The organism is Massilia genomosp. 1 (assembly GCF_011682185.1).
GTDB classification, from domain to species: domain Bacteria; phylum Pseudomonadota; class Gammaproteobacteria; order Burkholderiales; family Burkholderiaceae_D; genus Telluria_A; species Telluria_A rubra.
In genome coordinates this window covers 87,861-113,873 of the sequence record NZ_WHJF01000003.1, presented here as the reverse complement: position 1 = coordinate 113,873, position 26,013 = coordinate 87,861, and the positions used below count along the sequence as shown (strand labels likewise).

Genomic DNA, 26,013 nt, shown 5'->3' with positions numbered 1-26,013 from the left:
AAAGTTGGCTTGTATGCACTGTTCAGTTGCATTTATTTAATGAAGATGTATAAGATACAATGCTTGTTCGCGACCTCTGTCTATGCGTGTTGGCGAACCGACCACATGTAAGATCAACCTTAGTATCCCCAGAATGAAAATTTTCGCTGAACTCGATGATGCGGTCCTGAACAGAACTGTTCCGGCCAGTAACGATCCGATTGCCGTCGCCACGGCCCTGGCGGCCCCGCTGCGCCCCTTGCGCGTGATCGGGCGCGGCGATACACTCACCGCGCAAAAAGTCGAGGTCGGCATCATTTTGCAAGCCATGCTGGGGACCGGAGGCGCTGCGGAGTATCTGGCAGACAACTCAGTCCACATCAGCGTGTCCTTGCGCGTGCTGACCAAACCGGCCTTGCGGCGCGGGAATCACGATGAATTCGGGATTCCCACCGATCCCGAAGGATAGACCAGCCTTGTTTCCTGATGAGCGACGCCGCTGTCGCGCTCGCTGATCTGTGGCCTGATACCGTGTCCGGGCCGCTGGCAGCGCCGTGCGGGTTTCTCCACACGCACGCGTGCCTGCCCTACCACGGCAGGACGGCGAAGTGGTCCACCAAAAAATCCAGTAGCGCGCGCACCGACGGCGGCAATTGCCGGCGCGATGGATAGATCGCATAAATCGTCAGGGCCGGCATGCGCCACTCGGGCAACACCTGGCACAAGGCGCCGCTGGCGACCATCGGATTGACCAGGTAGGTCGGCAGCATGGCGATGCCGCCGCCAGCCAGCGCGGAGGCCAGCAAGGCGGTGGCGTCGTTGGCGCTGAAATAGCTGTGTACATCGACCTCGGCCGACTCCCCATCGCGCGCAAACGACCAGATGTTGCGCCCCACATTGGCATGGCTGAGGCAGCGGTGGCTTTCCAGTTCCCGTGGCGCGGCCGGCGCGCCGTGCCTGTCCAGGTAGGCCGGTGCGGCCACCAGCAAGGAATCGCATTGCGCCAGCGGGCGCGCGATCAGCAGGGGCGACGGTTCGCTGCTGATGCGAATGGCCAGGTCGATCCGTGCTTCCACCAGGTTGAGCGCGCCTTCGTTCAGGTTGAGATCGATATGCAGGCGCGGATGGCGCGCCAAAAAGCGCGTGAGCGCCTGCGCCAGCTGCGCGTGTCCGAACGACATGCTGCAGGTAACGCGCAACTGTCCGCGCAGCTCGCCGCCGCTGGCGGTGTCATCTTCCATCTGTTCGCTTAAGGACAGCATCTGCTGGCTGCGCCGCAAGCAGTTCTCGCCGGCATCGGTGAGCGTGACGCGCCGCGTGGTCCGTTGCAGCAAGCGCGTGCCCAGCCACTTTTCCATTTCCGACACATAGCGCGTGACCATGGCCCGCGACATGTCGAGCTTGTCCGCGCTGGCGCTGAAGCTGCCGCTGGTGGCCACCTCGATGAAGACACGCATTGCTGTGATTCGATCCATTTGTCCGATCCATGAAACAGTCATGCGCAGTTTAACCCGTTTATCGGCGCTAACGACATCATTACACTGGCCGCTTCCGTACAACAACTTTATTGGAGTCACCATGTTCCGCACCACCGCCATTGGCGCCGCCCTGACCCTGGTCTTTACCAATGCGCTGGCCGCGCCCGCCCTGCAAACCAAGGTCTACAACGCCGATGGCGCCAGTTTCAACGTCAATTCGACCTTGATTTATGGCGAAACCGAAGCCATGGTGATCGACGCCGGCTTCACCCGCGCCGACGCGCTGCGCATCGCCGCCAACGTGCTCGACAGCGGCAAGCAGCTCACCACCATCCTGGTCAGCCAGGCCGATCCGGATTACTACTTCGGCGTGGACACGCTCAAGCAGATTTTCCCCAAGGCGCAAGTGGTCGCCACGCCGCAAGTGATCGAGAAAATCAAGGAAAAGATGGCGGCCAAGGTGGCCTTCTGGACCCCCAAGATGGGCCTCAACGCCCCGGCCGCGACCAGCCTGCCGACCGCGCTGCACAACATGACGCTCATGGTCGATGGCCAGGCGGTCGAAGTGCGCGGCACGCAGGGCGCGCTGGCCCATCGTCCGTACGTATGGATTCCATCGATCAAGACTCTTACCGGCACCATCGGCGTGTTCGGCAAGCTGCACCTGTGGATGGCGGATGCGCCAACGGCGGCGCAACGCAGCGCGTGGAGCGCCCAGCTCGACGACATGGCCGCGCTGAAACCGGCCGTGGTCATTCCGGGGCACATGAAGGCGGGCACGCAACTCGACCAGAGCAGCATCGCCTACACCCAAGGCTACCTCAAGACTTACGAGACAACGCTGGCGGCCACGGCCAACAGCGCCGAGCTGATCGCGCGCATGAAGAGCGCCTATCCCGACGCGCCACCGGGCCTGGCGCTCGATATCGGCGCCAAGGTCAGCAAGGGCGAGATGACATGGTAAACACCTCGTCCGTCGCGTGAAACATGAGAATCATGCAGAAATTGGCCGCCTGGTTCTCCCCGAATCCTGGCGCATCGTGGTGGGCCTTCTTTATTGCTTGGTCTAATGGAGAGTAGCAAAACAGGGCGTCGTCGAAGACCATGCTGCCGTCCGGCTTTTCCAGGAAATCCCGCAGGCGCCGATAGGCCGGATCGGCTTCGTCGAAAGGCACGTCGATATACAGTTGCCCGAGGTAAGGGCCAATCAATTCGGTACTGCCAACATGGCCGCAGCAAGTCCACGCGTAATTGTGTGCGTCGAGGCATCCACTGGGTGCTACCAACATGCACTTTTGGGAAGACGGCCGTTGCGAAGTTTGCAATGCGCGGATCGCGCTGGAGGTTGGGGTGCATGCAGCCTGCCACAAACGGATCAGGCCTCTAAACAAAAAAAGCAGTTACGATTGCTCGTAACTGCTTCATTTGATATGACTAATTCTTGGTAGGCCGTGCGGGATTCGAACCTGCGACCAACGGATTAAAAGTCCGCTGCTCTACCAGCTGAGCTAACGACCCAAGGTAAAACGTACAACGGTCAAAAAAAGCAATGGCGATCGCTCGCAACTGCTTTCAATGCTTACTGCGAATTCGTGGTAGGCCGTGCGGGATTCGAACCTGCGACCAACGGATTAAAAGTCCGCTGCTCTACCAGCTGAGCTAACGACCCCGAAAGAGGCAATATTATAGCTGGCGATTTCGATTTCCGCTAGGAAGTTTTGCAACAGCTGTTGTCGCGCCCCGCTTCAGGTCAGCTTGGCGGTGACTTTGAGTACTTCCTCGGCCGTGGTCATCCCCTCGATGATCTTGTATGCGCCGGCAATGCGCAGCGGTTTCATGCCGTCGTCCACGCTTTGCTTGCGCAAGGCCGCCAGGTCGGTCTGCTTGCCGATCATGTTGGTAAAGCCTTCCGTCACCGTCAGCAACTCGTACAGGCCGGTACGGCCGCGGAAACCCGTCTGGCGGCATTCCGGGCAGCCGATCGGCCGGTACACCACCTCTGGCTTGGGAATGTTCCAGGAGCCGCCGATGCTCTCCCACACATCGTCGTTGAGCTCGCCGCCAGGCGCCTTGCACAGCGGGCACAGGGTGCGCACCAGGCGCTGCGCCATGATGCCGATCAGCGTCGCTTCCAGCAGGTAATGCGGCACGCCCAGTTCCAGCAGCCGCATCACGGCCGAGGGCGCATCGTTGGTGTGCAGGGTCGACAGCACCAGGTGGCCCGTCAAGGCCGCCTGGATCGCCATTTCGGCCGTGGCCAGGTCGCGGATCTCGCCCACCATGATGATGTCGGGATCTTGCCGCATCAGCGCCCGCACCCCCTCGGAAAAGCCGAGGTCGACGCCGGGCTGCACCTGCATCTGGTTGAACGAGGGTTCGACCATCTCGATCGGGTCTTCCACCGTACACACATTGACTTCGGTGGTGGCCAGCGCCTTGAGCGTGGTGTACAGGGTGGTGGTCTTGCCCGAGCCGGTCGGGCCGGTCACCAGGATGATGCCGTGCGGGCGCGTGGTCAGCCCGTCCCAGCGCGCCGCGTCGTCCGCCGGAAAGCCGAGCTCGGGCAGGGTCTTGACCACCACTTCCGGATCGAAAATCCGCATCACCAGCTTTTCGCCGAAGGCGGTCGGCATGGTCGACAGGCGCAGCTCGACTTCCTGGCCGCCGCTGGTGAGGGTCTTGATGCGGCCGTCCTGCGGGCGGCGCTTTTCGATCACATCCATGCGCCCGAGCAGCTTGATGCGCGCCGTCATGGCAATCATCACCACCGCCGGCACCTGGTAGACCTGGTGCAGCACGCCATCGATGCGGAAGCGCACCGAGGCAATCTCGCGCTTCGGTTCGAGGTGAATATCGGAAGCGCGCTGCTCGAAGGCGTACTGCCACAGCCAGTCGACGATGTTGACCACGTGCTGGTCGTTGGCGTCGAGCTTGTTCGACTTGCCCAGTTCGACCAGTTGTTCGAAGTTGTTGCGCAGCGCCAGGTCCTGGCCCTTGGACTTGTTGGCGTCCTTGATCGACTTGGCCAGGCTGAAGAACTGCGAAATATATTGCGAAATTTCCAGCGGGTTGGCGATCACCAGCTCGATCTTGCGCCGCGATACCTTGGTGATCTCGCCTTCCCACTCGACCGAAAATGGTTCGGCGGTGGCCACCACCAGGGTGGTGCCGTTCAGTTCGATCGGCAGGATGTTAAAGCGCGCGGCATAGCTCGCGGTCATCACGTCGGCCACTTTGGTGAAGTCGATCTTGAGCGGGTCGATGCGGATAAACGGCAGCCTGACCTTGCCCGCCGCCCATTCGGTGAGCACGTCGAGCGTGAGCAGGCGCTGCGGGGCGATAGCCGAGACCAGCTTGCACTGAGCCACGGCCGAGAGCGGATGCATGGAGCCCACCGCCGTTTTGAGAATGCCCTGGGCCTGCGCGTAATTGGCCTTGACGTTGACCTTTTCCACGATGCCGTCGGCCAGCAGCCACGAAAAGATCGCCTGCAGGTCGAGCGACTTGGGGGTGGTCCGCTTGGGCGGCGCGCTGGCTACTTGATGTTCTGCGTTCAATCCGTTTTCTCCGATGGCTTTGGCACTTACTTGGGCGCCAGCAGGCCCTTGACCCACGATTTGGCCGGCAGCTTGGTGGCCGTGACGATCTGCGCGGCGCGCGCGGCGAGCGCCTCGGGGTCGATTGCCGGACGTTGCTTGAAGCACAGGGCGACCACGTTGCCGTCATGGACTTCCGGCAGGCAGATCACATGAGCGAAGGCAAATTTCATCGCCTTGATATTGCGTGCGAAGCTGGGATGGTCGCCGAACAGGTTGACGGTCATGATGCCGCCCTCGCGCAGGCAGGCGTTGCACGCCTGGTAGAACTCGGGCGTGTCGAGCACCGGGCCGCGCGCGGTGGCGTCGTACAGGTCGCATTGCAGCACGTCGAAGGCCTCGGCGTTGGCGGGATCGTTGACGAAGTCGAGCGCATCCATGTCGAGCACGCGCAGGCGCTCGTCTTCGGGCGGCATCTTGAACATCGAGGCGCAGATGGCGATGACGGACGGGTTCAGTTCGACCGCCGTCACCGTTGCCTCGGGAAAGGTCTTGTAGCAGTATTTGGTCAGGGTGGCCGTGCCCAGGCCGAGCTGGGCGATGGCGCGCGGGGCCGCGATGAACAGCATCCAGGCCATCATTTGCTGGGCATATTCGAGTTCGGGCCAGTCGGGTTTGCGGATGCGCATGGCGCCCTGCACCCATTCGGTGCCGAAATGCAGATAACGCACGCCGTCCTGTTCGGAGAGGGTGACGGGCGCAAACTTGGGCTTACGGGCTGGACGGCGCGAGGATTCGGCCTGTTCGATGGATTTTCGTTTGATGAGCATAGGACGCCTGATTCGATCGCCCATTATCGGTGGATGGCTTACTGGAGTGCAAGCTAAATGCGGGAGGGCCAAGATGCTATCGTCAAAACGTCGTCCCCGCGCAGGCGGGGACGACGATTGTAAAATTGGCGGGTTTGTTAATGGCAGTTACTGCCCGCGCTCCGGCTCCACCGACACGCGCAGGCGGATGCGCTGGCCCGGGTCGCGGTCCATCAGGCTGGTGTACGTCTGCCCGCGATAGTCGTACGTGACATCGTAGCCCATCGTGCGCGACTCGTACGCATCGACCATGCGGCACTGGCGCACCGCCTGTTCCTGCATGTATTGCTGCTGGGCCTGCACCGGGCGGCCGTTATTGTCGACCCGGTCGCCCACCACCGCGCCAGCGATGGCGCCGGCCGCCGTGGCTGCCGCGCGGCCACTGCCGCCGCCGACCTGGTTGCCCAGCAAGGCGCCGGCGATGCCGCCGATGATGGCGCCGCCCGCACTACGCTGCTGCGGCTGCTGCTGTACCGGCACCTGGACGTACTCGGTCTTGCATTCTTCGCGCGGCTGGCGGATCTGCTCGACCCGCGGCTGGACGCGGATCACGCGCCCGTAGTCGGCGAATTCGCTGGCCTGGGCAAACGGCAGGGCGCAAAAGCCCAGGGCTGTCACGATCAGTTTGGTGTGCATGTTCATGGGATACCTCGTTGTAGGGTAAGACAATGTAAGAGGGCTCTGAGTTCCAAGCCTGAGAACCACGACACCATGGTAGTCCTGTCAGCCCCGATTTTGAAATCCGCATGGCAACAATTTGTAACAGCGGAGAAGACGGACGGTAGCGGCAGCAGAATCGGGCGCCCTTGCATCGCAAGTCCTCCAAATTAGCGTCATTCTAGAGAAATTGCTCTGATTTATTACAAATGTTGTGGTTCAAATCACATTCGGGTTGATTCAGTAACCACAAAACGTTACCCTTATACGATTAGGGGGTATATTGGCGGGTGGCAACGGTAGCAGGAGATCGGCGTTTTCCCCGGTAAGCGCGACGCATCGGCAACAATAGTACTGAAACGCACCCGACCACACCAGGACGACTTGAGGGAAAAATGAGTTTGTTGATTACAGTGCCGCCCAATCTTGTGCAGTCCATCCGTGCCTTCCGTGTCGTGGAACTGCAAGAAGAAGCAGTCCGGCTGGGACAGCATTTCCTGTACGCGCACTGCGCCGATACACTGACCAAGCAGCAGGTGTGCGGACGCATCGCCGAGAATTTCTATTTTCCCAAGCCTTGCGGCAAGAACTTCGACGCCCTGCGCGCATGCCTGACCGATACCATTCATCAAGCCGGCGCCCAGCCGGGTTTTATTGTGGTTCTCGAACAATTGCCCAATACGCAGAAATTCGACAAGGAAGCGCGCGAAACCCTGCTCGACGTGTTCCGCGACGCCGCCGACTACTGGGCCGAGAAAAAAGTGCCGTTCCGCGTGTTTTACTCCTTCGAATAAGCGTTTTGCGGCGTCAGGCGGGGCAGCGGGCCGCCAGCCTATCCGTGCTGCGCTGCAACAATTGCATCCCTGTTTATTGGTCCGGCCAGCCGCTCAGGGTACAATGCGCGCTATGAAAAACATTGTGATCCTCATTTCCGGGCGCGGCAGCAACATGGAAGCCGTCGTCCATGCTGCTCGGGAAGAGCAGTGGCCGGCGCGTATCGCGGCCGTCATCAGCAACAAGGCTGACGCCAAAGGGCTCGAGTTTGCCCAGGAACACGGTATCCCGACCGCCGTGGTCGCCAACAAGGAATTCGCCACGCGCGAAGCGTTCGACGCCGCCCTGCAAGCAAGCATCGACGGCTTTGCGCCCGACCTGGTGGTGCTGGCCGGCTTCATGCGCATCCTCACGCCAGGCTTCGTGGCCCATTATGACGGGCGCATGCTCAATATCCACCCCTCGCTGCTGCCGCTGTTTCCCGGCTTGCATACCCACCAGCAGGCGCTCGACGCCGGCGTGGCCAGGCACGGCGCCACCGTGCATTTCGTCACCGCCGAACTCGATCACGGCCCGGCCGTGCTCAAGGCGGAAGTCGACGTGCTGCCGGGCGATACCCCGGATACACTGGCCGCGCGCGTGCTGGTGCAGGAGCACACGCTGTACCCGCGCGCGATCCGCCTGTTCGTCGAGGACCGGCTCAGCATCGATAACGGCGACGTTCGCATCGCCGATACAACACATAATTAACCAAGGAATACCATGAGATTGCCACCAGCGATTCTCGCCAATACAGAAGAAGTATTGCGCGAGATCTTGCGTTTTTCGGCGCCCGCCGACACCACCCTGTCGCGCTACTTCAAAGACCACCCACGCCTGGGCTCGCGCGAGCGCGGCGCCGTGGCGGAAGGCATTTACGCCATCCTGCGCAACAAATCGTTCTTCACCGACTTCGCCGAAGCGACTTCCAGCCCGACCATGCGCCGCCTGACCATCCTCGGCCTGGCTGAAGCGGTCGGCGTCGATTCGCTGGGCGGCCTGACCGAAGAAGAAACCGAATTCCTCAACCGCATCGCGCAAATCGACCGTAACCTGATGCCGCCGCAAATGCGCTCGAACCTGCCGAAGTGGCTGTTCGACAAGTTCGTGGCCCAGTACGGCGAAGCCGAAACGCTGGCCCTGGCGCACGCCCTGAACCAGCCCGCGCCGCTCGACCTGCGCGTCAATTCGATCAAGGCCACGCGCGACGACGTTGTCGCCGGCCTGGCCGAAGCGCCGATCGAGGCGATGCCGATGCCGTACGCGCCGCTCGGCCTGCGCGTGCTCAAAAAGCCCACCCTGCAAAACCTGCCGCTGTTTAAGAGCGGTGCGATCGAGGTGCAGGACGAGGGCAGCCAGGTATTGAGCCAGATCGTCGGCGCCAAGCGCGGCGAGATGGTGGTCGATTTCTGCGCCGGCGCCGGCGGCAAGACCCTGGCGCTGGGCGCGCTGATGCGCAACACGGGCCGCTTGTACGCCTTCGACATCTCGGAAAAACGCCTCGCCAAGCTCAAGCCGCGCCTGGCGCGCAGCGGCCTGTCGAACGTGCATCCGGTGCAGATCGCGCACGAACGCGACGCCAAGATCAAGCGCCTGGCCGGCAAGATCGACCGCGTGCTGGTCGACGCCCCGTGCTCGGGCCTGGGCACCTTGCGCCGCAATCCGGACGTGAAATGGCGCCAGAAAGTCGAAGCCGTCGCCGAAATGCAGGAAAAGCAAGCCTCGATCCTGGACGGCGCGGCGCGCCTGCTCAAGGGCGGCGGACGCCTGGTGTACGCCACCTGCAGCCTGCTGGACGAAGAGAACGAGTTCATCGTCACGCAATTTTTGGCCGCACACCCGGAGTTCGATCTGGTGCCGATGAGCAAAGTGCTCGCCGAGCAAAAAATCGACCTGGACATGGGCGACTATCTCAAGCTGATGCCGCACAAGCACCAGACCGACGGCTTCTTCGCCGCCGTAATGGAACGCAAGCCAATGGCCCCGAAGCCACCGAAAGACAAGCCGGCTGACGACGCCGACGCCGACGCCGACGAATAACACCGACCAGCCCATGCCCTTATCGAACGTTCTGTCCGACCTGATCGAGGATTTCGACAAACCCATCTTCTTGTACCAGGCTGGGGCCATCGCGGTGTGTATCGTACTTGGATGGGGGCTCGGTTATGCGATCCGGCGCGCCTGGCTGCGCGGCCGCTCCGGAAACGGGGTGGTGCAGATAGGGGTGGAAAGTTTCTCCTATGTGCTCAGTCCGCTGGCGGTGGTCGGGTTTCTTGCCATCGCCAAACTGCTGTTCGTGGCGGAACGCTACAATGTACACTTGCTGCGCCTGGCGCTGCCGCTGTTCGCCTCGCTGGCGGTGATCCGCCTGGCGTTCTACCTGATGCGGCGCGTCTTCGCGCGCCACGGCCCGGTCGGGGCCGCCATTCTCACCTTCGAAAAAATCTTCGCCATGCTGGTCTGGCTGGCTGTGGCCCTGTACATCGCCGGACTGTGGCCGGATGTGTTCGACTTCCTCGACCATACCAAGCTGCCGATCGGTAAACACGGGGGAATCTCGCTGGCCGCGATTTTCCAGGCCGTGGTGTCGGTCGTGATCCTGCTGATGCTGGCCTTGTGGGCCGGCGCTTCGCTGGAAGAGCGCCTGATGGGCGTGCAGGGCATCCACACTTCGTCGCGCGCCGTGATCGGGCGCCTGAGCCGCGCCGTGCTGATCATTATTGCCGTGCTCGGCAGCCTGACCCTGGTGGGCATCGACCTGACCGTGCTGTCGGTGTTCGGCGGCGCGCTCGGCGTCGGCCTGGGCCTCGGCATGCAAAAAATCGCCAGCAATTATGTGTCGGGCTTCGTGATCTTGCTCGAACGCAGCCTGGCCATCGGCGACATGATTTCGGTCGATAAATTCACCGGCAAGGTCACCCATATCAATACCCGCTACACCGTCCTGCAAGGGCTCGACGGGGTGGAAACGGTGTTGCCGAACGAAATGCTCATTTCCGGCCCGGTACAGAATCAATCGCTGTCGAACCGCTCGATCCGGGTGGCGACCACCATCACTGTGGCCTACGACAGCGACCTGGCGCTCATCATGCCCCTGCTCGAACAGCAGCCGCAGGGCGTGGAACGGGTGCTGGACGATCCGGCGCCTGGCGTCTCGCTGAGCAAATTCGGCGCCGACGGCTACGACCTGGAAGTCGGTTTCTGGATCCGCGACCCCGAAAACGGCCGTGGTGGTGTCATTTCCGAGGTCAACAAGAAGATTTACGCCCTGGTCCAGGCCGGCCAGATCAAGCTGGCGTATCCTGCGCGCGACACGCGCTTGCTCGATGCCCAGATGATGACGGTGCTGGCCGGCATGGCGCGTCCCGTACCGGAGAGCGTGGAAACCCCGCCCCCCAGCCCGCAATGAGCCGCAATGAGCCTGGGCTGGCTGGCGCAAGGTCGTCCGGGTGTGCGCTTCGCGGACGCGGGGGCCGCTTGCGCTGCGTATTCGAGGATTCCTACTGAAATGATTGGTGGGAATCGTACCGTGCGGTACGGTATCGTCGTAAAATGGCTCACTCGATCGTTTCCATGCGGCATGGTCGAGATGCCAACGATCACCATTTTGGAGCGGGAATGAATTTGTTTAGCACCACCTTGAACGCTGTGCTTGAGTTTATGTCGACCGGCCTGGTTGGCCTGTCCGGCTGGGAAGTCGTGATTTACACGCTGATCGTGACGCATATCACGATTGCCAGCGTCACCATCTATCTACACCGTCACCAGGCGCACCGCGCCCTGGACCTGCATGCGATTCCGAGTCATTTCTTCCGTTTCTGGCTGTGGCTGACCACGGGCCAGGTCACCAAGGAGTGGGCCGCGATTCACCGCAAGCACCACGCCAAATGCGACACCGCCGAAGATCCGCACAGCCCGGTCACGCGCGGCATCCGCAAAGTCTTGTTCGAAGGCGCCGAGCTGTATCGCGCCGAGTCGAAAAACCTGGAAACGATGGAAAAGTACGGCCACGGCACCCCGACCGACTGGATCGAGCGTCATCTGTATACCCGTTTCAGCTGGCAGGGCGTGGCAGCGCTGCTGGTCATCAATTTTGCCTTGTTCGGCGTGATCGGCGTGACCATCTGGGCGATCCAGATGGCATGGATTCCGATTACCGCGGCCGGCATCATCAACGGTATTGGCCACTATTGGGGTTATCGCAATTACGACTGCTCCGATGCGGCCACCAACATCATCCCGTTCGGCATCCTGATCGGCGGCGAAGAGCTGCATAACAATCACCACACCTTTGCCACCTCGGCCAAGCTGTCGTCGAAATGGTACGAATTCGATATTGGCTGGTTCTATATCCGCGTGCTGGAAACGCTGGGCCTGGCCAAGGTGAAGAAAGTGGCGCCGAAGCCGGCTTTCGAGCCCGGCAAGACGGTGGCCGACCTGGAGACCTTGCAGTCGGTGATCGCCAACCGCTATGACGTGATGGCCAAATACGCCAAATCGGTCAAGCAAGCCTGGCGCGAAGAGTTCGAGCACCTGAAGCACAAGGCCGAGCTGGAAGCACGCTTCCTGAAGTCGTCGCGCAAGCTGTTGCAGCGTGAGCCGGGCAAGCTGGAAGATCCGCAGAAACAGCAGTTGATCGAGTTGTTCCAGCATAGCAAAGCGCTGGAAACGATGCACCAGATGCGCGTGGAACTGGGCGCGATCTGGGAGCGCTCGCACTTCACGCGCGACCAGTTGCTGCAGCAGTTGCAGGACTGGTGTGCCCGCGCTGAAGCGTCGGGCATCAAATCGCTGCAGGAATTCTCGCTGCGCCTGCGCAGTTACGCATAAGGCCCGCTGCTTCCATAGCGGCCAGCATCATGACGGCGGTCTTCATCCCGCTGCCCCCAGAACCGTCATTCCCGCGCAGGAATGACGGTTTTGCAGTTTACAGCCGCAGGCGCAATGGCGGCCGCTTTATCATCCAAGGGTAAGCCCATGACCAAGAAAATCGCCATCCTGTTCGTTTGCATGGCCAATTACTGCCGTTCCCCGACCGCCGAGGGCGTGTTCCGCAGCCGCGCCAGCGCCGCCGGCCTGGACCCGTTCCTGCTGATCGATTCGGCCGCCACCTCGAACTACCGGATCGGCCACGCGCCCGACCCGCGTTCGAGCGATCACGCCGCCCGTCGCGGCATCGACCTGACGAGCCAGCGCGCGCGCCAGATCACCCTGGCCGATTTCGAGCACTTCGATCATATCTATGGCATGGACCTGCAGAACATCGCCATGCTCAAAAGCGCCTGCCCGCCGCAATACCACCACAAGATCGGCCTGCTGATGCAGTTCGCCACCCGTTCGGATGCGGACGTGGTGCCCGATCCATACGGGGGCGACATCGATGGGTTCGAACTGGTCCTCGACTGTATTGAAGACGCCGCCGACGGCCTGGTGGCCAGCCTGCGCACGCGCATCGACGCACAAGGCGCCGCTGCATAAGACAAAAGAGCCGCAGAAAACAAAAGAGCCGCGCACTTGCGTGGCGGCTCTTCTGGTACTGAAATCGGGATCGCGGATTACTTGATCTTGGTTTCTTTGTACATCACGTGCTTGCGTGCTTTAGGATCGAACTTCATGATCTCCATTTTAGCAGGCATCGTGCGTTTGTTTTTATCGGTGGTGTAGAAGTGACCCGTACCTGCGGTCGATTCCAGCTTGATTTTGTCGCGGCCAGTTTTTGCCATGATAGCTCCCTAATTAAACTTTTTCGCCACGGGCACGCATGTCGACCAGCACGGCATCGATGCCGACTTTGTCGATTACGCGCAGACCGGCGTTGGACAGGCGCAGGGAGACCCAGCGGTTTTCCGATTCCACAAAAATACGACGGTTTTGCAGGTTAGGCAAAAAACGACGTTTCGTTTTGTTGTTAGCGTGGGAGACGTTGTTACCAACCATCGGGCCCTTGCCAGTTACTTGGCAAACACGTGCCATAGCGCACTCCTTGAATATATCCAAAATTGGAAAAACAAGAGTATAGCGTGAAAAGCGAAGTTAAATCAACGACTTGTGAAAAACAATTGTGTCTTATGCTAGTAGAAATTTAACAATCAGCGATGCTGGCCAAACGCGCGGGTGCGACCACCACGGTGGCTACATCTGCCCGTGCTCGGCGAACGAATGCACATGGGGACCGGCGACAACAAAGTGATCGAGCACGCGCACATCGACCAGCGCCAGGGCTTGCACCAACGAACGGGTCAGCAACAGGTCGGCTTCGCTGGGCTCGGGCACGCCGGACGGGTGGTTGTGCGCCAGCGCCGCCTTCACCACCTCGCGTGGGTGTACGCTGGTGTGGGTCAAGGTGCCGCGAAACATTTCTTCGCAGGCGATCAGGCGATTTTTGACGTCCAGGAACAACACCAGGAACGATTCGTGTGGCTGGCGCCCCAGTTGCATGCGCAGGTATTGGCGCACCGCTTCCGGCGAGCCCAGGACTTCACCGCTTTCGAGGCGCTCGCCGATGGCGCGCCGGGCCAGTTCCATCACGGCCTGCAATTGCGCGAACTTGGCCGGCCCGAGCCCATGCACCGTCGAAAACTGGATCAGGCTGGCGCCGAACAGGCCGTTGATCGAACCGAAGCGCAGCAGCAGATCGCGACCCAGCTCGACCGCGCTTTTGCCGCGCACGCCCACGCGCAGGAAGACAGCCAGCAATTCCGGATCGGACAAGGCTGCCGCGCCTTCGCTGATGAGCCGCTCGCGCGGACGCTGCTGTTCGGGCCAGTCCTTGATTCCCATCCTGCCTCCAATTCAATGTTAAACTTGCAACTTGGTGAGCGTCAGGCGAACGACGATCGACGCGCTTATCAAATGTTCAGTTCGCTTGTGGGATCGCAGCACGACATACCATTATCGGCGTGCTGAGGCGCGCCTTACTGATCCCGCCATGACAATCGGCGGGAACCTGGAGTGCATTTTGACATCGACGGATGCTTGCATGCGAATCATCGCCCTGGCAGGAATGGCCCTGCTGATCCCCCTGGCCCAGGCCGCGCCCGCCGCACCGGCGCAGCGCTGGATCGACGGCAGCGAGGTCATCCTGCGCGCCGGGCCGCAGTCCGACGCCGCCGCCGTGGCCCGCCTGCCGCACAACAGCGCGGTCACCCTGGTGCGCGAAGAAAGCGCGCTCGGCTACTGCGCAATCCGCACCGCCGACGGCACCGCCGGCTACACCGCCTGCCGCTATCTGATGCGGGCACCGGTCGTTGCCGTCGTTGCGCAGGGAAAGCCGCGCCCGGAAGAGTCTGATCCGGAGCGCGCGTTCTGGCAGCAGCCGGACTGGAGCAACCTTGAGCGTTACGCGCAATCGCTGCGGGAGCGCAACCTTCGGATCAAGCAACAGGGACCGTTCCCGCGCAGCGAGGCGCTGGAAAAAATGAAGGTGCGCCTGGCGCTGGGCATGGACGCCGCCAAACCGGCGCCGTTTGCCGACTGGATCGAGCTCAAACGCGCGGCGCTGCGCTTGCGCGCGCACGACAAAGCCGGAGCGAAACAAGCGTGGCAAATCGCCGCCGACCTGCGCGAGCAGGTTGGACTGTCCTCCAGCGAGCTGTTCAACAGCGACGAGGCCGCCGGCCGGCGCCGTCTGTCCGGCGTGATCGGCGCGCTCGAGTTCAGCGCGGTGACGCCCTCGCTGTTGCGCAGCGAAGCCCAGGTGGCGCCGCCGGCCAGCACGGCCGAACAGGCGGGCGGGCGCTTCGGCATCAAGTTCCGGCAGCAGGTCAAGCCGCGTCCCAAGCCCGCCCAGGTGAATGAAGACGACGAGTCGCCGGGCCTCTACGATATGCTCAGCCGCACCGATGCCCTGGTGCGCCCCGTGCAGCGGGTCCAACTCGATCGCGACGGCGCCCTGCGCGTCCAGCCCAGCCTGATTCGCAAGACCGAAACCTTGTGGCGCCATGCCGATGCCCCCGAATGCCAGGGCTGGGTTCCCGGCTTTGCCTACGGCGCGGCCGACGCCGGCCCGTGGCGTTTCTTCGGCAAGCTGGCCGCCGCCAACAAGAAAGCCAACACCCAGCCGCCCGGCAGCCTGTTCGCTTTTTACACCACACTCGACTTGCCGCCCGGCCCGGCCAAGGTCAGCGAGACGCACATGACGCTCGAACGCGCCGGTACCGGTTTTGTCAAAGGCACCCATCTGTACTACGACCTCGATGCCGACGGCATGGCCGACCTGGCCATCTGGGAAGGGGAGGGCAAGGGGCCCGGCGATATCGAACGGGGCAGCACCGCCACCGACGACCGCTGGTACCGCCTGGTGCTGGTCAACATCAACGGGGCCTGGAAAGTGCTCGGCAGCGACTATTTCAGCGACGGCTGCGGCTGCTGAACAGTCGCCCCGCTTGCGCACTTGCCCGCAATCAAATCCGGGCAAGCGAGACCGTTCGGGCCATGGTGGCTTACAATGTCGCTTTGCACGCCTCGATACCGACCATGTCCACTACCACCCCCGCCGTCGTCACCGAATCGGCCTACCTGACCCTGCACTACCGCCTGGCCACGCAAGACGGCGCCGATCTGATCACGACCTTCGCCGGCAATCCGGCCACCCTGATGATGGGCAGCGGCCAGCTCGCGCCTTTCCTCGAAACTTGCTTGCTGGGCTTGCCGGAAGGCACGCACCAGACCTTCCAGCTGGCCCCGGCGCAAGCTTTCGGCGAGCGCAACCCGGAGCTGGTGCGCGATGTCTCGCGCGCCACCCTGGACGAGAATTCCGCCCCCGGCGCCGACTATCAAGTCGGCGACCTGGTCGACTTCGCCGCCCCGGGCGGCGGCCGTTTCGCCGGCGTGCTGCGCCAGTTCGGCGAGGATGCGGTGACGTTCGACTTCAACCATCCTTTGGCTGGCCAGTCGCTGCAATTCGAAGTACGCCTCATTTCGGTACTTTGATTGTCGTTACACATATAACTGTTGTATAGAACGTTGTTTAAATAAGCGTTGTTTTAATAAGACAAAGAGGTTCATCATGGACAGCGAAATTCTCCTGGCCCAGCCGCGCGGTTTTTGCGCCGGCGTCGACCGCGCCATCGAAATCGTCGAGCGCGCCCTGCAACAATTCGGCGCGCCCATCTACGTGCGTCACGAAATCGTGCACAACGCCTACGTGGTCGAAGACTTGCGCAACAAGGGCGCGATCTTCATCGAGGAGCTTGACGATGTCCCGGCCGGCAACACCCTGGTGTTTTCGGCCCACGGCGTCTCGAAAGCGGTGCGCGCCGAAGCCGAAGCGCGCGGGCTGACCATTTTCGACGCCACCTGTCCGCTGGTGACCAAGGTACACGTCGAGGTCGCCAAGATGCGGCGCCAGGGTTGCGAGATCGTCATGATCGGCCACGACGGCCATCCGGAAGTCGAAGGCACCATGGGCCAGACCGAGGAGGGCATGCACCTGGTCGAAACCGTGGCCGACGTGGCCACCTTGCAAGTGAAGACCCCCGACCAGCTGGCCTACGTGTCGCAAACCACCTTGTCGGTGGACGACACGGCCGACATCATCGCCGCGCTCAAGGAAAAATTCCCGAACATCATCGAGCCGAAAAAGGGCGACATCTGCTACGCCACCACCAACCGCCAGGAAGCGGTCAAGTTCATGGCGCCCCAGGTGGACGTGGTGATCGTTGTTGGCAGCCCCAACAGTTCGAACTCGAACCGCCTGCGCGAAGTGGCGGAAAAGAAGGGCACCCCCGCTTACATGGTCGACAATGCTTCGCAGATCGATCCGACATGGCTGGTCGGCAAGTTGCGCATCGGCGTGACCGCCGGGGCCTCGGCGCCGGAAGTGCTGGTCCAGGCCGTGATCGACCGCCTCAAGGAACTCGGTGCGCGCAGCGTGCGCGCGCTCGACGGCGTGGAAGAGCATGTCACCTTCCCCTTGCCCAAGGGACTAGACGGTATCAAGGACGGGGTTGCATAACCCAAAGCATGGCCGTTTGTCAAAATTAAATTCGGAACACGTGTGATTTTCCGATATTAGTTTTTTCCAAACCTCGCTATGATGTTGACGCTCGGATGTTTTGTCATCGGGACGTCATGTTCGTTCTGATGACGCACGGTTGCAGCAAAGACATGAAGAACCGCCGCTCCCGTGGCCAGGGACGGCGGCGAGTGTACAAGCGGCGTCAGGCCATGAGCGGCACTACGGGGGTTTCCCCGGGTGCCGTTTTTGTTAGATCGAATTGAAACGGGGTCATCATGGATACCTTTATCCAACAAATTATCAACGGCCTTGTGCTCGGCAGCATGTATGCCCTGGTCGCGCTGGGTTACACCATGGTGTATGGGGTGCTCAACCTGATTAACTTTGCCCACGGCGACGTGCTGATGATCGGCGCCATGGTGGGCTTGTCGATCCTCAAGCTGCTCGATGTGATCGCTCCCGGCCTGCCGGGCTATGTGAACCTGGCCATCGCCATCATCGGCGCCATTCCGGTGTGCATGATTGTGAATGTCTTGATCGAGCGGGTCGCCTACCGGCGCCTGCGCAACGCGCCACGCCTGGCGCCATTGATTACCGCCATCGGCGTATCGATCCTGCTGAACACCTTCGCGATGAAATTCTGGGGCCGTAGCCCACTGTCCTTCCCGCAACTGCTCTCGAGCGAACCGATCCATATTGGCGGCGCCGTGATTTCCCAGACCCAGGTGCTGCTGTTGGCCCTGGCGCTGCTGAGCATGGGCGGGCTGGTCATGCTCGTCGAGAAAACCAAGCTGGGCCGCGCCATGCGCGCCACTGCCGAAAATCCCCGCGTGGCCGGCTTGATGGGCGTCGATGCCAATAAGGTCATCGTGGCCACGTTTGCCATCGGCGCGGCGCTGGCCGCCGTGGCCGGAGTGATGTGGGGCGCCAACTATTCCTCGATTCAGTTTGCGATGGGTTTCTTGCCCGGCTTGAAAGCCTTCTCGGCGGCCGTGCTGGGCGGCATCGGCAATATTTACGGCGCCATGATCGGCGGCATCCTGCTCGGCCTGATCGAAGCGCTCGGCGCCGGCTATATCGGCGACCTCACGGGCGGCTTCCTGGGCAGCCATTACCAGGATATTTTCGCCTTCATCGTCCTGATTATCGTGCTCACGGTGCGCCCTTCCGGCATCATGGGCGAGCGCGTTGCCGACCGCGCCTGAGCGCGAACAGAAAAGGAACATCATGGCTCTGCTCTCATTCAACTTTGAAACCCACCCGCGCCAGGCACGCGTCAACGTCATCGCCTTGCTGCTGGTCTTGCTGATCTTCCCCTTCGTCGCCCAGCATTTCGGCAATTCGTGGGTCCGCATCATCGACATGGCCCTGCTGTACATCATGCTGGCGCTGGGCCTGAACATCGTGGTCGGCTTCGCCGGCCTGCTCGACCTCGGCTACATCGCCTTCTTTGCGGTCGGCGCCTACATGACGGGCCTCTTGGCCTCGCCGCAATTTGCCGCGCTGCTCGAATCGGTGGTCAACCAGTATCCGGTGTTCGGCGAATGGCTGGTGGCGATCATGGGGCCGGAAATCAAGGAGAGCGGCATTCACCTGTCGGTCTGGCTGATCGTGCCGCTGGCGGCGGCCACGGCCGGCTTGTTCGGCGCCTTGCTGGGCGCGCCGACGCTCAAGCTGCGCGGCGACTACCTGGCCATCGTGACCCTGGGTTTCGGCGAGATCATCCGCATTTTCATGAACAACCTGAACGACCCGATCAACTTCACCAACGGTCCGCAGGGCATCAACCTGATCGATCCGATCCGTATTTTCGGGGTCTCGCTTGGCGGCGAAGCGGGTTCGAAAGCGACCGTCTTCATCGGCAGCTACGGCATGCCGTCAGTGAATGCTTACTACTTCCTGTTCCTGGCCATTTGCATCGCGATCGTGTTCATCACCTCGCGCCTGCAACACTCGCGCCTGGGGCGCGCCTGGGTGGCGATCCGCGAAGATGAAATCGCGGCCAAGGCCATGGGCATCAACACCCGCAACGTCAAGCTGCTCGCGTTCACCATGGGCGCCTCGTTCGGCGGGGTGGCCGGCGCGCTGTTCGCCTCGTTCCAGGGTTTCGTCTCGCCGGAATCGTTTTCGCTGACCGAATCGATTGCCGTGCTGGCGATGGTGGTGCTGGGCGGGATCGGCCATATTCCGGGCGTCATCCTCGGCGGCGTGCTGCTGGCGGCCTTGCCCGAAATTTTGCGCCATGTGGTCGAGCCGCTCCAGATGGCGCTGTTCGGCACCGTGGTGGTCGAATCGGAAGTGATTCGCCAGGGACTGTACGGCTCGGCGCTGGTGGGCATCATGCTCAGCCAGCCCGCAGGCCTGTGGCCGGCGCCCAAGCACGAAGACCGGCCCGAAGCCGCCGACACCAACAAAACCGGCGAGTTGCCGGCCTGATGGCGGCGTGAGGATATCCAGATGAGCGAACAAGTCATTCTCCACATCGACGGCGTGAACAAGCGCTTCGGCGGTTTGCAAGCGCTGACCAACGTCGGCATCAAGATCACGAAGGGCCAGATTTACGGCCTGATCGGCCCCAACGGCGCCGGCAAGACCACGTTCTTTAATGTGATCACCGGGCTGTACCAGCCCGATACCGGCACCTTCGAGCTGGCCGGCAAACCGTATTCGCCGTCGGCCCCGCACTTGGTGGCCAAGGCCGGCATTGCCCGTACCTTCCAGAACATCCGCCTGTTCGGCGAGATGACGGCGCTCGAAAACGTGATGGTCGGCTGCCACGTGCGCACCCACCAGGGCGTGTTCGGCGCGGTATTCCGGCACAAGGCGGCGCGCCTCGAAGAAGCGGCGATCCGCGCGCGCGCGCAAGAACTGCTCGATTTTGTCGGCATTGGTGCGTTTGCCAAGCGCACCGCCAAATTCCTGTCGTACGGCGACCAGCGCCGCCTGGAAATCGCGCGCGCGCTGGCGACCGACCCGCAACTGCTGGCGCTCGACGAACCGGCCGCCGGCATGAACGCGACCGAAAAACTGGCGCTGCGCGAGTTGCTCATCAAGATCAAGAACGAAGGCAAGACCGTGCTGCTGATCGAACACGACGTCAAGCTGATGATGGGGCTGTGCGACCGCATCACCGTGCTCGAATACGGCAAACCCATCGCGGAAGGCTTGCCGGCCGACATACAGAAAAATCCGGCAGTGATCGAAGCCTACCTGGGAGGTGCTCACGCATGAGCGACAATATTTTGAAGATCCAGGGCTTGAAGGTGGCGTACGGCGGCATCAAGGCCGTCAAGGGCATCGACCTGGAAGTCAACAAGGGCGAGCTGGTGACCCTGATCGGGGCCAACGGCGCCGGCAAGACCACCACCCTGAAAGCCATCACCGGCACTTTGCCCGACTGCAAAGTCGAGGGCACGATCAGCTATATGGGCGCCTCGCTCAAGGGTAGCAAGTCGTTCGAGCTGGTGCAGCAGAAACTGGCCATGGTGCCGGAAGGGCGGGGCGTGTTTACGCGCATGTCGATCCACGAAAACCTGCTGATGGGCGCTTACACGCGCAATGACAAGGCCGGGATCGATGCCGATGTGGAGAAGTGGTTCACGGTGTTTCCGCGCTTGAAAGAGCGCGCGGCGCAGATGGCGGGGACCTTGTCGGGCGGCGAGCAGCAGATGCTGGCGATGGCGCGCGCCTTGATGAGCCATCCCAAGCTGTTGTTGCTGGACGAGCCGTCGATGGGCCTGGCGCCGATCATGGTGGAAAAGATTTTCGAGGTGATCCGCGACGTACACAAGCAGGGCATTACGGTGCTGCTGGTGGAACAGAACGCGAAACTGGCGCTGGAAGCGGCCGATCGCGGTTATGTGATGGATTCGGGCGCGATCATCATGGGCGGCAACGCGCAGGACATGCTGCACGATCCGCGCGTGAAAGCGGCCTACCTGGGCGAGGAGTAAGGGCCGCAGGCGTCCTTTTCAGCTCATGCCAGCTGGCGCACACGATCGCACCAGCCATAAAAAAACCCCGCAGCGCGGGGTTGTTCACTTCACGACGACAGCGCCGGATTAACGCTTGGCGGTGGTACGTGCGGCAACGTTCTGTGCAGCCTGGGTGAACTGCGATACCGCTGCGTTCACATTGGTTTCCATGGCTTCTTTCGCTTGCTTGGCGGTCTTGCTCATCTGCTCGTAACCAGCGTTGGCGTTGCCGATCGATGCCTTGATCGCGGCGACCACGTTTTCCGAACCGGCCGGTGCATTCTTGCTCACTTCGTCAACCAGCGAAATCACCTTGCGGTTGGTTTCGGCGATCTGGAACTCGGCGGCTTTGGAAAATTCAGCCTGGGTGCCGGTGGCGATCGCAGCCAGTTGGCGGCTGTACGACATCGCTTTTTCAGCGTTCGGCTGAGCCTGGGCAGCGGTCAGCGAGAAAAATTCTTGTGGGTCCTTGCACGACAGCAGTTGCTTGGTAGCGATCGAGGACTCTTCCAGCGTTGCCTTGGCAGCGGTGATGTTCAGCTCGACCAGCTTTTCAATGCTTTCGAAGGCCTTCGTCGTCAGCGACGAGTACAGCGCAAACTGCGATTCAAAGTTAGCTTTGGTGGCGTTCGAAAACTGCTCAGGGATTGCAAACATATATATTCTCCAAATATTGATTAATAGTATTGTTGATAAATGCTGCGTTGAACCGGTGAGGCAGAAAAATCTGTCAAGCCAAGGCTGAACAATAGGATTGTGCAGCGCAACAAAGTCTATTTTAATGATTTCCCGACCAGAGTCAAGCGAATCTTGTGCAGCGCACAAATCTCTCGTGATCAATGGAAATAGCCGCTCCGCACAGCGCCGGCGGCACGGTTTTCAGGCAGCCGGCAGCCATGCTGTCATAGACAAAACCGGCCTTGATAACATGGCAATGACGCCCATGCTAGACTCGCGGTTCGCGCTGTCCAAACTGTTGATACGGCGCCTTGACGTGTTGACGTCGAGCGCAACCCTTGATATATGTCAAACGAAACGTCTAAAAATGTTGCGCCGCGCCACAGTGCATCCTGGCTGTCGCCGATGCCCGTGTTTTTCGTGCTGTTGTGGAGTACCGGCTTCATCGTGGCCAAGTTCGGCCTGCCGTACGCGCCACCGCTGACCTTCCTGCTGCTGCGCTGCGCGGCGGTGCTGGTGGTGCTGTTGCCCATCGTCCTGATCTGGAAAGCGCCGTGGCCGAAAGGCAGCATCGGCCATATCGCCGTGGCTGGCTTGCTGTTGCAGGCGGGCTACCTCGGCGGCGTCTGGTGCGCCATCAAGCTCGGCATGCCGGCGGGGGTGACCGCCCTGATTGTCGGCATGCAACCGATCCTCACCGCCGCCTGCGCGCCCCTGATCGGCGAGACGGTACGCCCGCGCCAGTGGCTGGGCCTGCTGTTCGGCCTGAGCGGCGTGGCGCTGGTGGTGTATGCCAAGATCACCCTGGTCGGCCTGGCGCCGCTGGCGATCGGCTTTTGCGTGCTGGCGCTGCTGTCGATTAGCGCTGGCACCATGTACCAGAAACATTTTTGCCCGCGCTTCGATTTGCGCACCGGCACCGTGATCCAGTTCGCCTCGACCGTGGCGGTGTTGCTGCCGGTCGCGATCCGGTTCGAAGGGCTCGACTGGTCGCTCAGCGCCATCGCATGGACGCCGCGCTTTGTCGGCGCGTGGATGTGGTCGGTGTTTGTGCTCTCGATCGGCGCCATCTTCCTGCTGTTCCAGTTAATCCGCCGCAGCGATGCGACCCAGGTGACCAGCCTGCTGTACCTGACGCCGCCGACCACGGCCGTGATGGCTTGGCTGATGTTCGGCGAAGCCTTCAGCTGGCTCGGCGTGGCCGGGATGCTGGTGGCGGTCGTCGGTGTGGTGTGTGTTGTCAAAAAATAGGAGAAACAATGTTGGCTAGCAAAGAACAAACCATCGTGGACGCCGCGATCAGCTCGCGCCGTTCGATCCGTGCCTTCCTGCCGACCCCGGTCGCGCGCGACGATATCGCGCAGATCCTGGCAGTGAGCGCGCGCGCGCCGTCCGGCACCAATCTCCAGCCCTGGAAGGTCACCGTGCTGACCGGCCAGGCCAAGGAGAGCTTGTCGCAAGCCATTTTGGCGGTCCACAACGATCCCGAACTGGCCCGCCAGCATGTGGAGGAGTATCCCTATTACCCGCGCGAATGGACCTCGCCCTACATCGAGCGGCGCCGCAAGGTCGGCCTGGACCTGTATTCGCTGCTGGGCCTGGAGCGCGACAACAAGGCCGGCATGCACGCCCAGTTCGGGCGCAACTACCGCTTTTTCGATGCGCCCGTGGGGCTCATTTTCACCATCGACCGGGTGCTGGAGCAGGGCTCGTGGCTCGATTACGGCATGTTCCTTGAAAACATCATGGTCGCCGCGCGCGGGCGCGGGCTCGATACCTGTCCGCAGGCGGCGTTTACCCCGTATCACCAGGTCGTTGCCGAGCATCTTCAACTGCCGCCCACCGAGATGCTGGTGTGCGGCATGGCGCTCGGCTTTGCCGATCCGGACAAGATCGAGAACACCCTGGTGACCGCGCGCGAACCTGTGGCAAGCTTTGTTCGCTTCATGGAATAAACGCGTACACTGTGACGGACGCAAGGAGCGCCCTGGCTACCGACGTTGTAGCCCGGCACAAGACTTCCTCCGAATGTCAAATTCGTTTGCGATTGCTGAGTACTTTGCTAGACTTCAGCGATATAGAGGTCAGCTCGCTTCAAAGGAATTGAGATGTATAAGTTTGTCTTGGGCGCTATCGCTTCCCTGCTGTTCGCTATCACCCCGCCGGTCGAGGCCAAGGTCAAGGCCAAAGCCAAGGCCGGGGTCAGTGCGGGCAAGGTCAAGAAGCAGGCCGTCGGCAAGTCGCGCTTCAAGCGGCGCGAAGTCGCTCCGCGCGTGGTGGCCGACAGTCGCAACACGATGGTGCGCCGTACCGTCATGGTGCGCGGCAAGCGCAAGCTCGTGTACCAGCGCGTGATCGTGGCCGCCTCGCTGCCCGAACGGGCGCGCCAGAGCGCCGGCGACCGTGCCGGCCTGAACCAGACGTCCGACCCGCTCGACCTCAAATCCAACGTGGCCTTCGTGCTCGACCAGAACAATGCCGAGGTATTGTTCGAAAAGAACGCCAATATCGCCTTGCCGATCGCCTCGATCACCAAGTTGATGACCGGCCTGATCGTGGTTGAAGCGCAGCAGGATATGGGCGAGGTGCTCAACATCACCGAGGACGACGTCGATCACGAAAAATTCACCAGTTCGCGCCTGCGCGTCGGTTCCAGGATGACGCGCGCCAACTTGCTGCATATCGCGCTGATGAGTTCAGAGAACCGGGCGGCCGCTGCGCTGGCGCGCAATTATCCGGGTGGCGTGGCGGGGTTTGTCGAGGCCATGAATGCCAAGGCGCGCCAGCTGGGCATGCACGATACGCGCTATGTCGATTCGAGCGGGCTGTCGAGCCGGAATGTGGCCAGCGCGCGCGATTTGGCCAAGCTGGCCATGTTCGCGTACAACCAGCCGCTGCTGCGCCAGTATTCGACCGATCCGAAATCGACTGTCGATGCGGGCGACCGGCTGATGCATTACAACAATACCAACTATCTGGTCGCGATGCCGGATTGGGATATCGGCTTGCAAAAGACCGGCTTCATTAACGAAGCGGGGCGCTGCCTGGTGATGCAGACCGTGATTCAGGGCCGCGCGGTGATCATGGTGTTTTTGGATTCGAAGGGCAAGCAGTCGCGCACCGCCGACGCGGGACGGATGCGGCGCTGGCTGGAAGGCTTGCGTCCGCCCGGTTTGTCGTGAAGTAGCCAGTGGACCGTCATTGCTGCGGGGGCGCCTGGCCCTGCGCGGGAAGTCTTTTCTGCCAATGGCAGGAAGTCATTTCTGCCAATGGCAGGAGTGACACTATACCGGCCCGGTATAGCCCAGGGTGGCCGAAATCTGGCTCGCCGTGCTCACCAGGTCCTCCAGCCATTCTTCCTGCAAGCGATCGGCCGGCGCTGAAATCGACAGGCCGGCAATCAGCTTGCCCGAATCGTCATGGATGCCCGCCGCCATGCAGCGCACGCCCAGTTCCAGCTCTTCGTTATCGCGCGCGTAACCGCGCGTCCTGACCACGCTCAGCTCGCGTTCCAGCTTGCCCAGGTCGGTAATCGAATTCTTGTTATGCCCGGCCAGCCCGGTGCGCGTGGCATACGCCCGGATCGCCTTCGGTTCGTCCACCGACAAAAACAGCTTGCCGGTCGAGGTCAGGTGCAGCGGGCCGCGTCCGCCGATGGCGCGCACCACCTGCATCCCGGAACGCTCCGAAAACGCGCGGTCGATGTACACAATCTCGTCGCCCTGGCGCACCGACAGGTTGATGGTCTGCTGGGTCTTCTTGTGCAGCGAGCGCATGTAGTCGAGCGCCGCTTCGCGCACCGACAGCCGGCTTTTCACCACATTGCCCAGCTCCAGCAAACGCATGCCGAGACGGTAGGTGCCCGGTTCCACCCGGTCCACGAAGCGCGTGATGACCATGTCGTTCAGGATCCGGTGCGCCGTCGAGGGATGCAATCCGGATACCTTGGACAATTCTTTCAGGCTGACCGGATCGGTATAGTTGGCCAGCGCGTCGAGCAAGGCCACCATGCGCTCGATGACCTGGATCGAGGTTTTGGGCGCTTCAACGGGGTCGATTTTCATGATGTGG

At 61.7% G+C, this 26,013-nt stretch carries 28 protein-coding genes and 2 tRNA genes; 18 read left to right on the top strand and 12 right to left on the bottom strand.

What is annotated here, in order from left to right:
- The first annotated feature begins 133 nt into the window (after window positions 1-133).
- Window positions 134-448 carry a hypothetical protein gene (locus F1735_RS02010; RefSeq protein ID WP_167235359.1) on the top strand — a complete coding sequence of 105 codons (315 nt, stop codon included), beginning with the start codon at window positions 134-136 and terminating at the stop codon, window positions 446-448.
- A 118-nt stretch (window positions 449-566) separates the two neighbouring features.
- Here the strand turns inward: F1735_RS02010 and F1735_RS02005 are convergent, their stop codons facing one another.
- The gene (locus F1735_RS02005) at window positions 567-1,454 is read right to left on the bottom strand and encodes a LysR family transcriptional regulator (protein ID WP_167235358.1); all 888 of its coding nucleotides are present in this window, start codon (window positions 1,452-1,454) and stop codon (window positions 567-569) included.
- A gap of 103 nt (window positions 1,455-1,557) precedes the next feature.
- Here F1735_RS02005 and F1735_RS02000 point away from each other — a divergent pair, with 103 nt between their 5' ends.
- The gene (locus tag F1735_RS02000) at window positions 1,558-2,421 is read left to right on the top strand and encodes an MBL fold metallo-hydrolase (protein ID WP_167235357.1); all 864 of its coding nucleotides are present in this window, start codon (window positions 1,558-1,560) and stop codon (window positions 2,419-2,421) included.
- Here F1735_RS02000 and F1735_RS01995 read toward each other — a convergent pair.
- The 6 genes from F1735_RS01995 to F1735_RS01970 all read right to left on the bottom strand — a co-directional run bounded on the left by F1735_RS01995 (window position 2,396) and on the right by F1735_RS01970 (window position 6,504).
- Window positions 2,396-2,668: a hypothetical protein gene (locus F1735_RS01995; protein WP_187364127.1), complete on the bottom strand. Its 273-nt coding sequence runs from the start codon at window positions 2,666-2,668 to the stop codon at window positions 2,396-2,398. The genes F1735_RS02000 and F1735_RS01995 overlap by 26 nt on opposite strands.
- A gap of 231 nt (window positions 2,669-2,899) precedes the next feature.
- Window positions 2,900-2,975, bottom strand: a tRNA-Lys gene (locus tag F1735_RS01990).
- Between the two features lie 75 nt (window positions 2,976-3,050).
- Window positions 3,051-3,126, bottom strand: a tRNA-Lys gene (locus tag F1735_RS01985).
- Between the two features lie 76 nt (window positions 3,127-3,202).
- Window positions 3,203-5,014 carry a GspE/PulE family protein gene (locus F1735_RS01980; protein WP_167235356.1) on the bottom strand — a complete coding sequence of 604 codons (1,812 nt, stop codon included), beginning with the start codon at window positions 5,012-5,014 and terminating at the stop codon, window positions 3,203-3,205.
- Between the two features lie 26 nt (window positions 5,015-5,040).
- Complete coding sequence (locus tag F1735_RS01975) at window positions 5,041-5,823, bottom strand: spermidine synthase (protein WP_167235355.1); 783 nt, start codon at window positions 5,821-5,823, stop codon at window positions 5,041-5,043.
- Between the two features lie 147 nt (window positions 5,824-5,970).
- Window positions 5,971-6,504, bottom strand: coding sequence for a glycine zipper 2TM domain-containing protein (locus F1735_RS01970; RefSeq protein WP_167235354.1), 534 nt, complete (start codon window positions 6,502-6,504; stop codon window positions 5,971-5,973).
- A 410-nt stretch (window positions 6,505-6,914) separates the two neighbouring features.
- Between F1735_RS01970 and F1735_RS01965 the strand changes: the two genes are divergently transcribed.
- From F1735_RS01965 to F1735_RS01940, 6 genes are all read left to right on the top strand, one after another.
- Window positions 6,915-7,313 (top strand): barstar family protein, encoded by a 399-nt coding sequence (locus F1735_RS01965; protein ID WP_167235353.1) that lies wholly within the window; start codon window positions 6,915-6,917, stop codon window positions 7,311-7,313.
- A 112-nt stretch (window positions 7,314-7,425) separates the two neighbouring features.
- The gene (gene purN, locus F1735_RS01960; RefSeq protein WP_167235352.1) at window positions 7,426-8,043 is read left to right on the top strand and encodes a phosphoribosylglycinamide formyltransferase; all 618 of its coding nucleotides are present in this window, start codon (window positions 7,426-7,428) and stop codon (window positions 8,041-8,043) included.
- 12 nt (window positions 8,044-8,055) lie between these two features.
- The gene (locus tag F1735_RS01955) at window positions 8,056-9,372 is read left to right on the top strand and encodes an RsmB/NOP family class I SAM-dependent RNA methyltransferase (protein WP_167235351.1); all 1,317 of its coding nucleotides are present in this window, start codon (window positions 8,056-8,058) and stop codon (window positions 9,370-9,372) included.
- A gap of 13 nt (window positions 9,373-9,385) precedes the next feature.
- Window positions 9,386-10,741 carry a mechanosensitive ion channel family protein gene (locus F1735_RS01950; protein ID WP_167235350.1) on the top strand — a complete coding sequence of 452 codons (1,356 nt, stop codon included), beginning with the start codon at window positions 9,386-9,388 and terminating at the stop codon, window positions 10,739-10,741.
- Window positions 10,742-10,950: 209 nt separating this feature from the next.
- Entirely contained in the window at window positions 10,951-12,162 is a 1,212-nt protein-coding gene (locus F1735_RS01945; protein ID WP_167235349.1) for a DesA family fatty acid desaturase, read from the top strand.
- Window positions 12,163-12,309: 147 nt separating this feature from the next.
- On the top strand, window positions 12,310-12,810 hold the full coding sequence (locus tag F1735_RS01940) for a low molecular weight protein-tyrosine-phosphatase (RefSeq protein ID WP_167235348.1): 501 nt from the start codon (window positions 12,310-12,312) through the stop codon (window positions 12,808-12,810).
- Window positions 12,811-12,887: 77 nt separating this feature from the next.
- On the opposite strand, the gene rpmG is transcribed toward F1735_RS01940, so the two are convergent.
- From rpmG to radC, 3 genes are all read right to left on the bottom strand, one after another.
- Entirely contained in the window at window positions 12,888-13,058 is a 171-nt protein-coding gene (gene rpmG / locus F1735_RS01935) for a 50S ribosomal protein L33 (protein WP_197422130.1), read from the bottom strand.
- A gap of 10 nt (window positions 13,059-13,068) precedes the next feature.
- Complete coding sequence (gene rpmB / locus F1735_RS01930; protein ID WP_054264245.1) at window positions 13,069-13,305, bottom strand: 50S ribosomal protein L28; 237 nt, start codon at window positions 13,303-13,305, stop codon at window positions 13,069-13,071.
- 159 nt (window positions 13,306-13,464) lie between these two features.
- Window positions 13,465-14,112 carry a RadC family protein gene (gene radC, locus F1735_RS01925; RefSeq protein ID WP_167235347.1) on the bottom strand — a complete coding sequence of 216 codons (648 nt, stop codon included), beginning with the start codon at window positions 14,110-14,112 and terminating at the stop codon, window positions 13,465-13,467.
- A gap of 199 nt (window positions 14,113-14,311) precedes the next feature.
- Here radC and F1735_RS01920 point away from each other — a divergent pair, with 199 nt between their 5' ends.
- The 7 genes from F1735_RS01920 to F1735_RS01890 all read left to right on the top strand — a co-directional run bounded on the left by F1735_RS01920 (window position 14,312) and on the right by F1735_RS01890 (window position 21,243).
- Window positions 14,312-15,703: an SH3 domain-containing protein gene (locus tag F1735_RS01920; protein ID WP_167235346.1), complete on the top strand. Its 1,392-nt coding sequence runs from the start codon at window positions 14,312-14,314 to the stop codon at window positions 15,701-15,703.
- 104 nt (window positions 15,704-15,807) lie between these two features.
- Entirely contained in the window at window positions 15,808-16,263 is a 456-nt protein-coding gene (locus tag F1735_RS01915; RefSeq protein ID WP_166896733.1) for an FKBP-type peptidyl-prolyl cis-trans isomerase, read from the top strand.
- Window positions 16,264-16,339: 76 nt separating this feature from the next.
- On the top strand, window positions 16,340-17,287 hold the full coding sequence (ispH, locus tag F1735_RS01910; protein WP_187364126.1) for a 4-hydroxy-3-methylbut-2-enyl diphosphate reductase: 948 nt from the start codon (window positions 16,340-16,342) through the stop codon (window positions 17,285-17,287).
- Window positions 17,288-17,565: 278 nt separating this feature from the next.
- On the top strand, window positions 17,566-18,495 hold the full coding sequence (locus F1735_RS01905; RefSeq protein WP_167235345.1) for a branched-chain amino acid ABC transporter permease: 930 nt from the start codon (window positions 17,566-17,568) through the stop codon (window positions 18,493-18,495).
- Between the two features lie 22 nt (window positions 18,496-18,517).
- Entirely contained in the window at window positions 18,518-19,726 is a 1,209-nt protein-coding gene (locus F1735_RS01900; RefSeq protein ID WP_167235344.1) for an ABC transporter permease subunit, read from the top strand.
- 21 nt (window positions 19,727-19,747) lie between these two features.
- Window positions 19,748-20,521, top strand: a complete 774-nt coding sequence (locus F1735_RS01895) for an ABC transporter ATP-binding protein (protein ID WP_167235343.1) — start codon at window positions 19,748-19,750, stop codon at window positions 20,519-20,521.
- Entirely contained in the window at window positions 20,518-21,243 is a 726-nt protein-coding gene (locus tag F1735_RS01890; RefSeq protein WP_167235342.1) for an ABC transporter ATP-binding protein, read from the top strand. The genes F1735_RS01895 and F1735_RS01890 overlap by 4 nt, the downstream gene beginning before the upstream one ends.
- A 108-nt stretch (window positions 21,244-21,351) precedes the next feature.
- Here F1735_RS01890 and phaP read toward each other — a convergent pair whose 3' ends face one another.
- A complete protein-coding gene (gene phaP / locus F1735_RS01885; protein WP_166896724.1) occupies window positions 21,352-21,921 on the bottom strand; it encodes a TIGR01841 family phasin in 570 nt (189 codons plus the stop codon).
- 426 nt (window positions 21,922-22,347) lie between these two features.
- Here phaP and F1735_RS01880 point away from each other — a divergent pair, with 426 nt between their 5' ends.
- The 3 genes from F1735_RS01880 (at window position 22,348) to pbpG (ending at window position 25,124) form a co-directional block, all read left to right on the top strand.
- Complete coding sequence (locus F1735_RS01880; RefSeq protein ID WP_229505582.1) at window positions 22,348-23,193, top strand: DMT family transporter; 846 nt, start codon at window positions 22,348-22,350, stop codon at window positions 23,191-23,193.
- An 8-nt stretch (window positions 23,194-23,201) separates the two neighbouring features.
- Window positions 23,202-23,897 (top strand): nitroreductase, encoded by a 696-nt coding sequence (locus F1735_RS01875; protein WP_167235340.1) that lies wholly within the window; start codon window positions 23,202-23,204, stop codon window positions 23,895-23,897.
- Window positions 23,898-24,050: 153 nt separating this feature from the next.
- On the top strand, window positions 24,051-25,124 hold the full coding sequence (pbpG, locus tag F1735_RS01870) for a D-alanyl-D-alanine endopeptidase (RefSeq protein ID WP_167235339.1): 1,074 nt from the start codon (window positions 24,051-24,053) through the stop codon (window positions 25,122-25,124).
- Between the two features lie 102 nt (window positions 25,125-25,226).
- Here pbpG and F1735_RS01865 read toward each other — a convergent pair whose 3' ends face one another.
- Window positions 25,227-26,006 carry an IclR family transcriptional regulator gene (locus tag F1735_RS01865; protein ID WP_167235338.1) on the bottom strand — a complete coding sequence of 260 codons (780 nt, stop codon included), beginning with the start codon at window positions 26,004-26,006 and terminating at the stop codon, window positions 25,227-25,229.
- Window positions 26,007-26,013 lie beyond the last annotated feature (7 nt).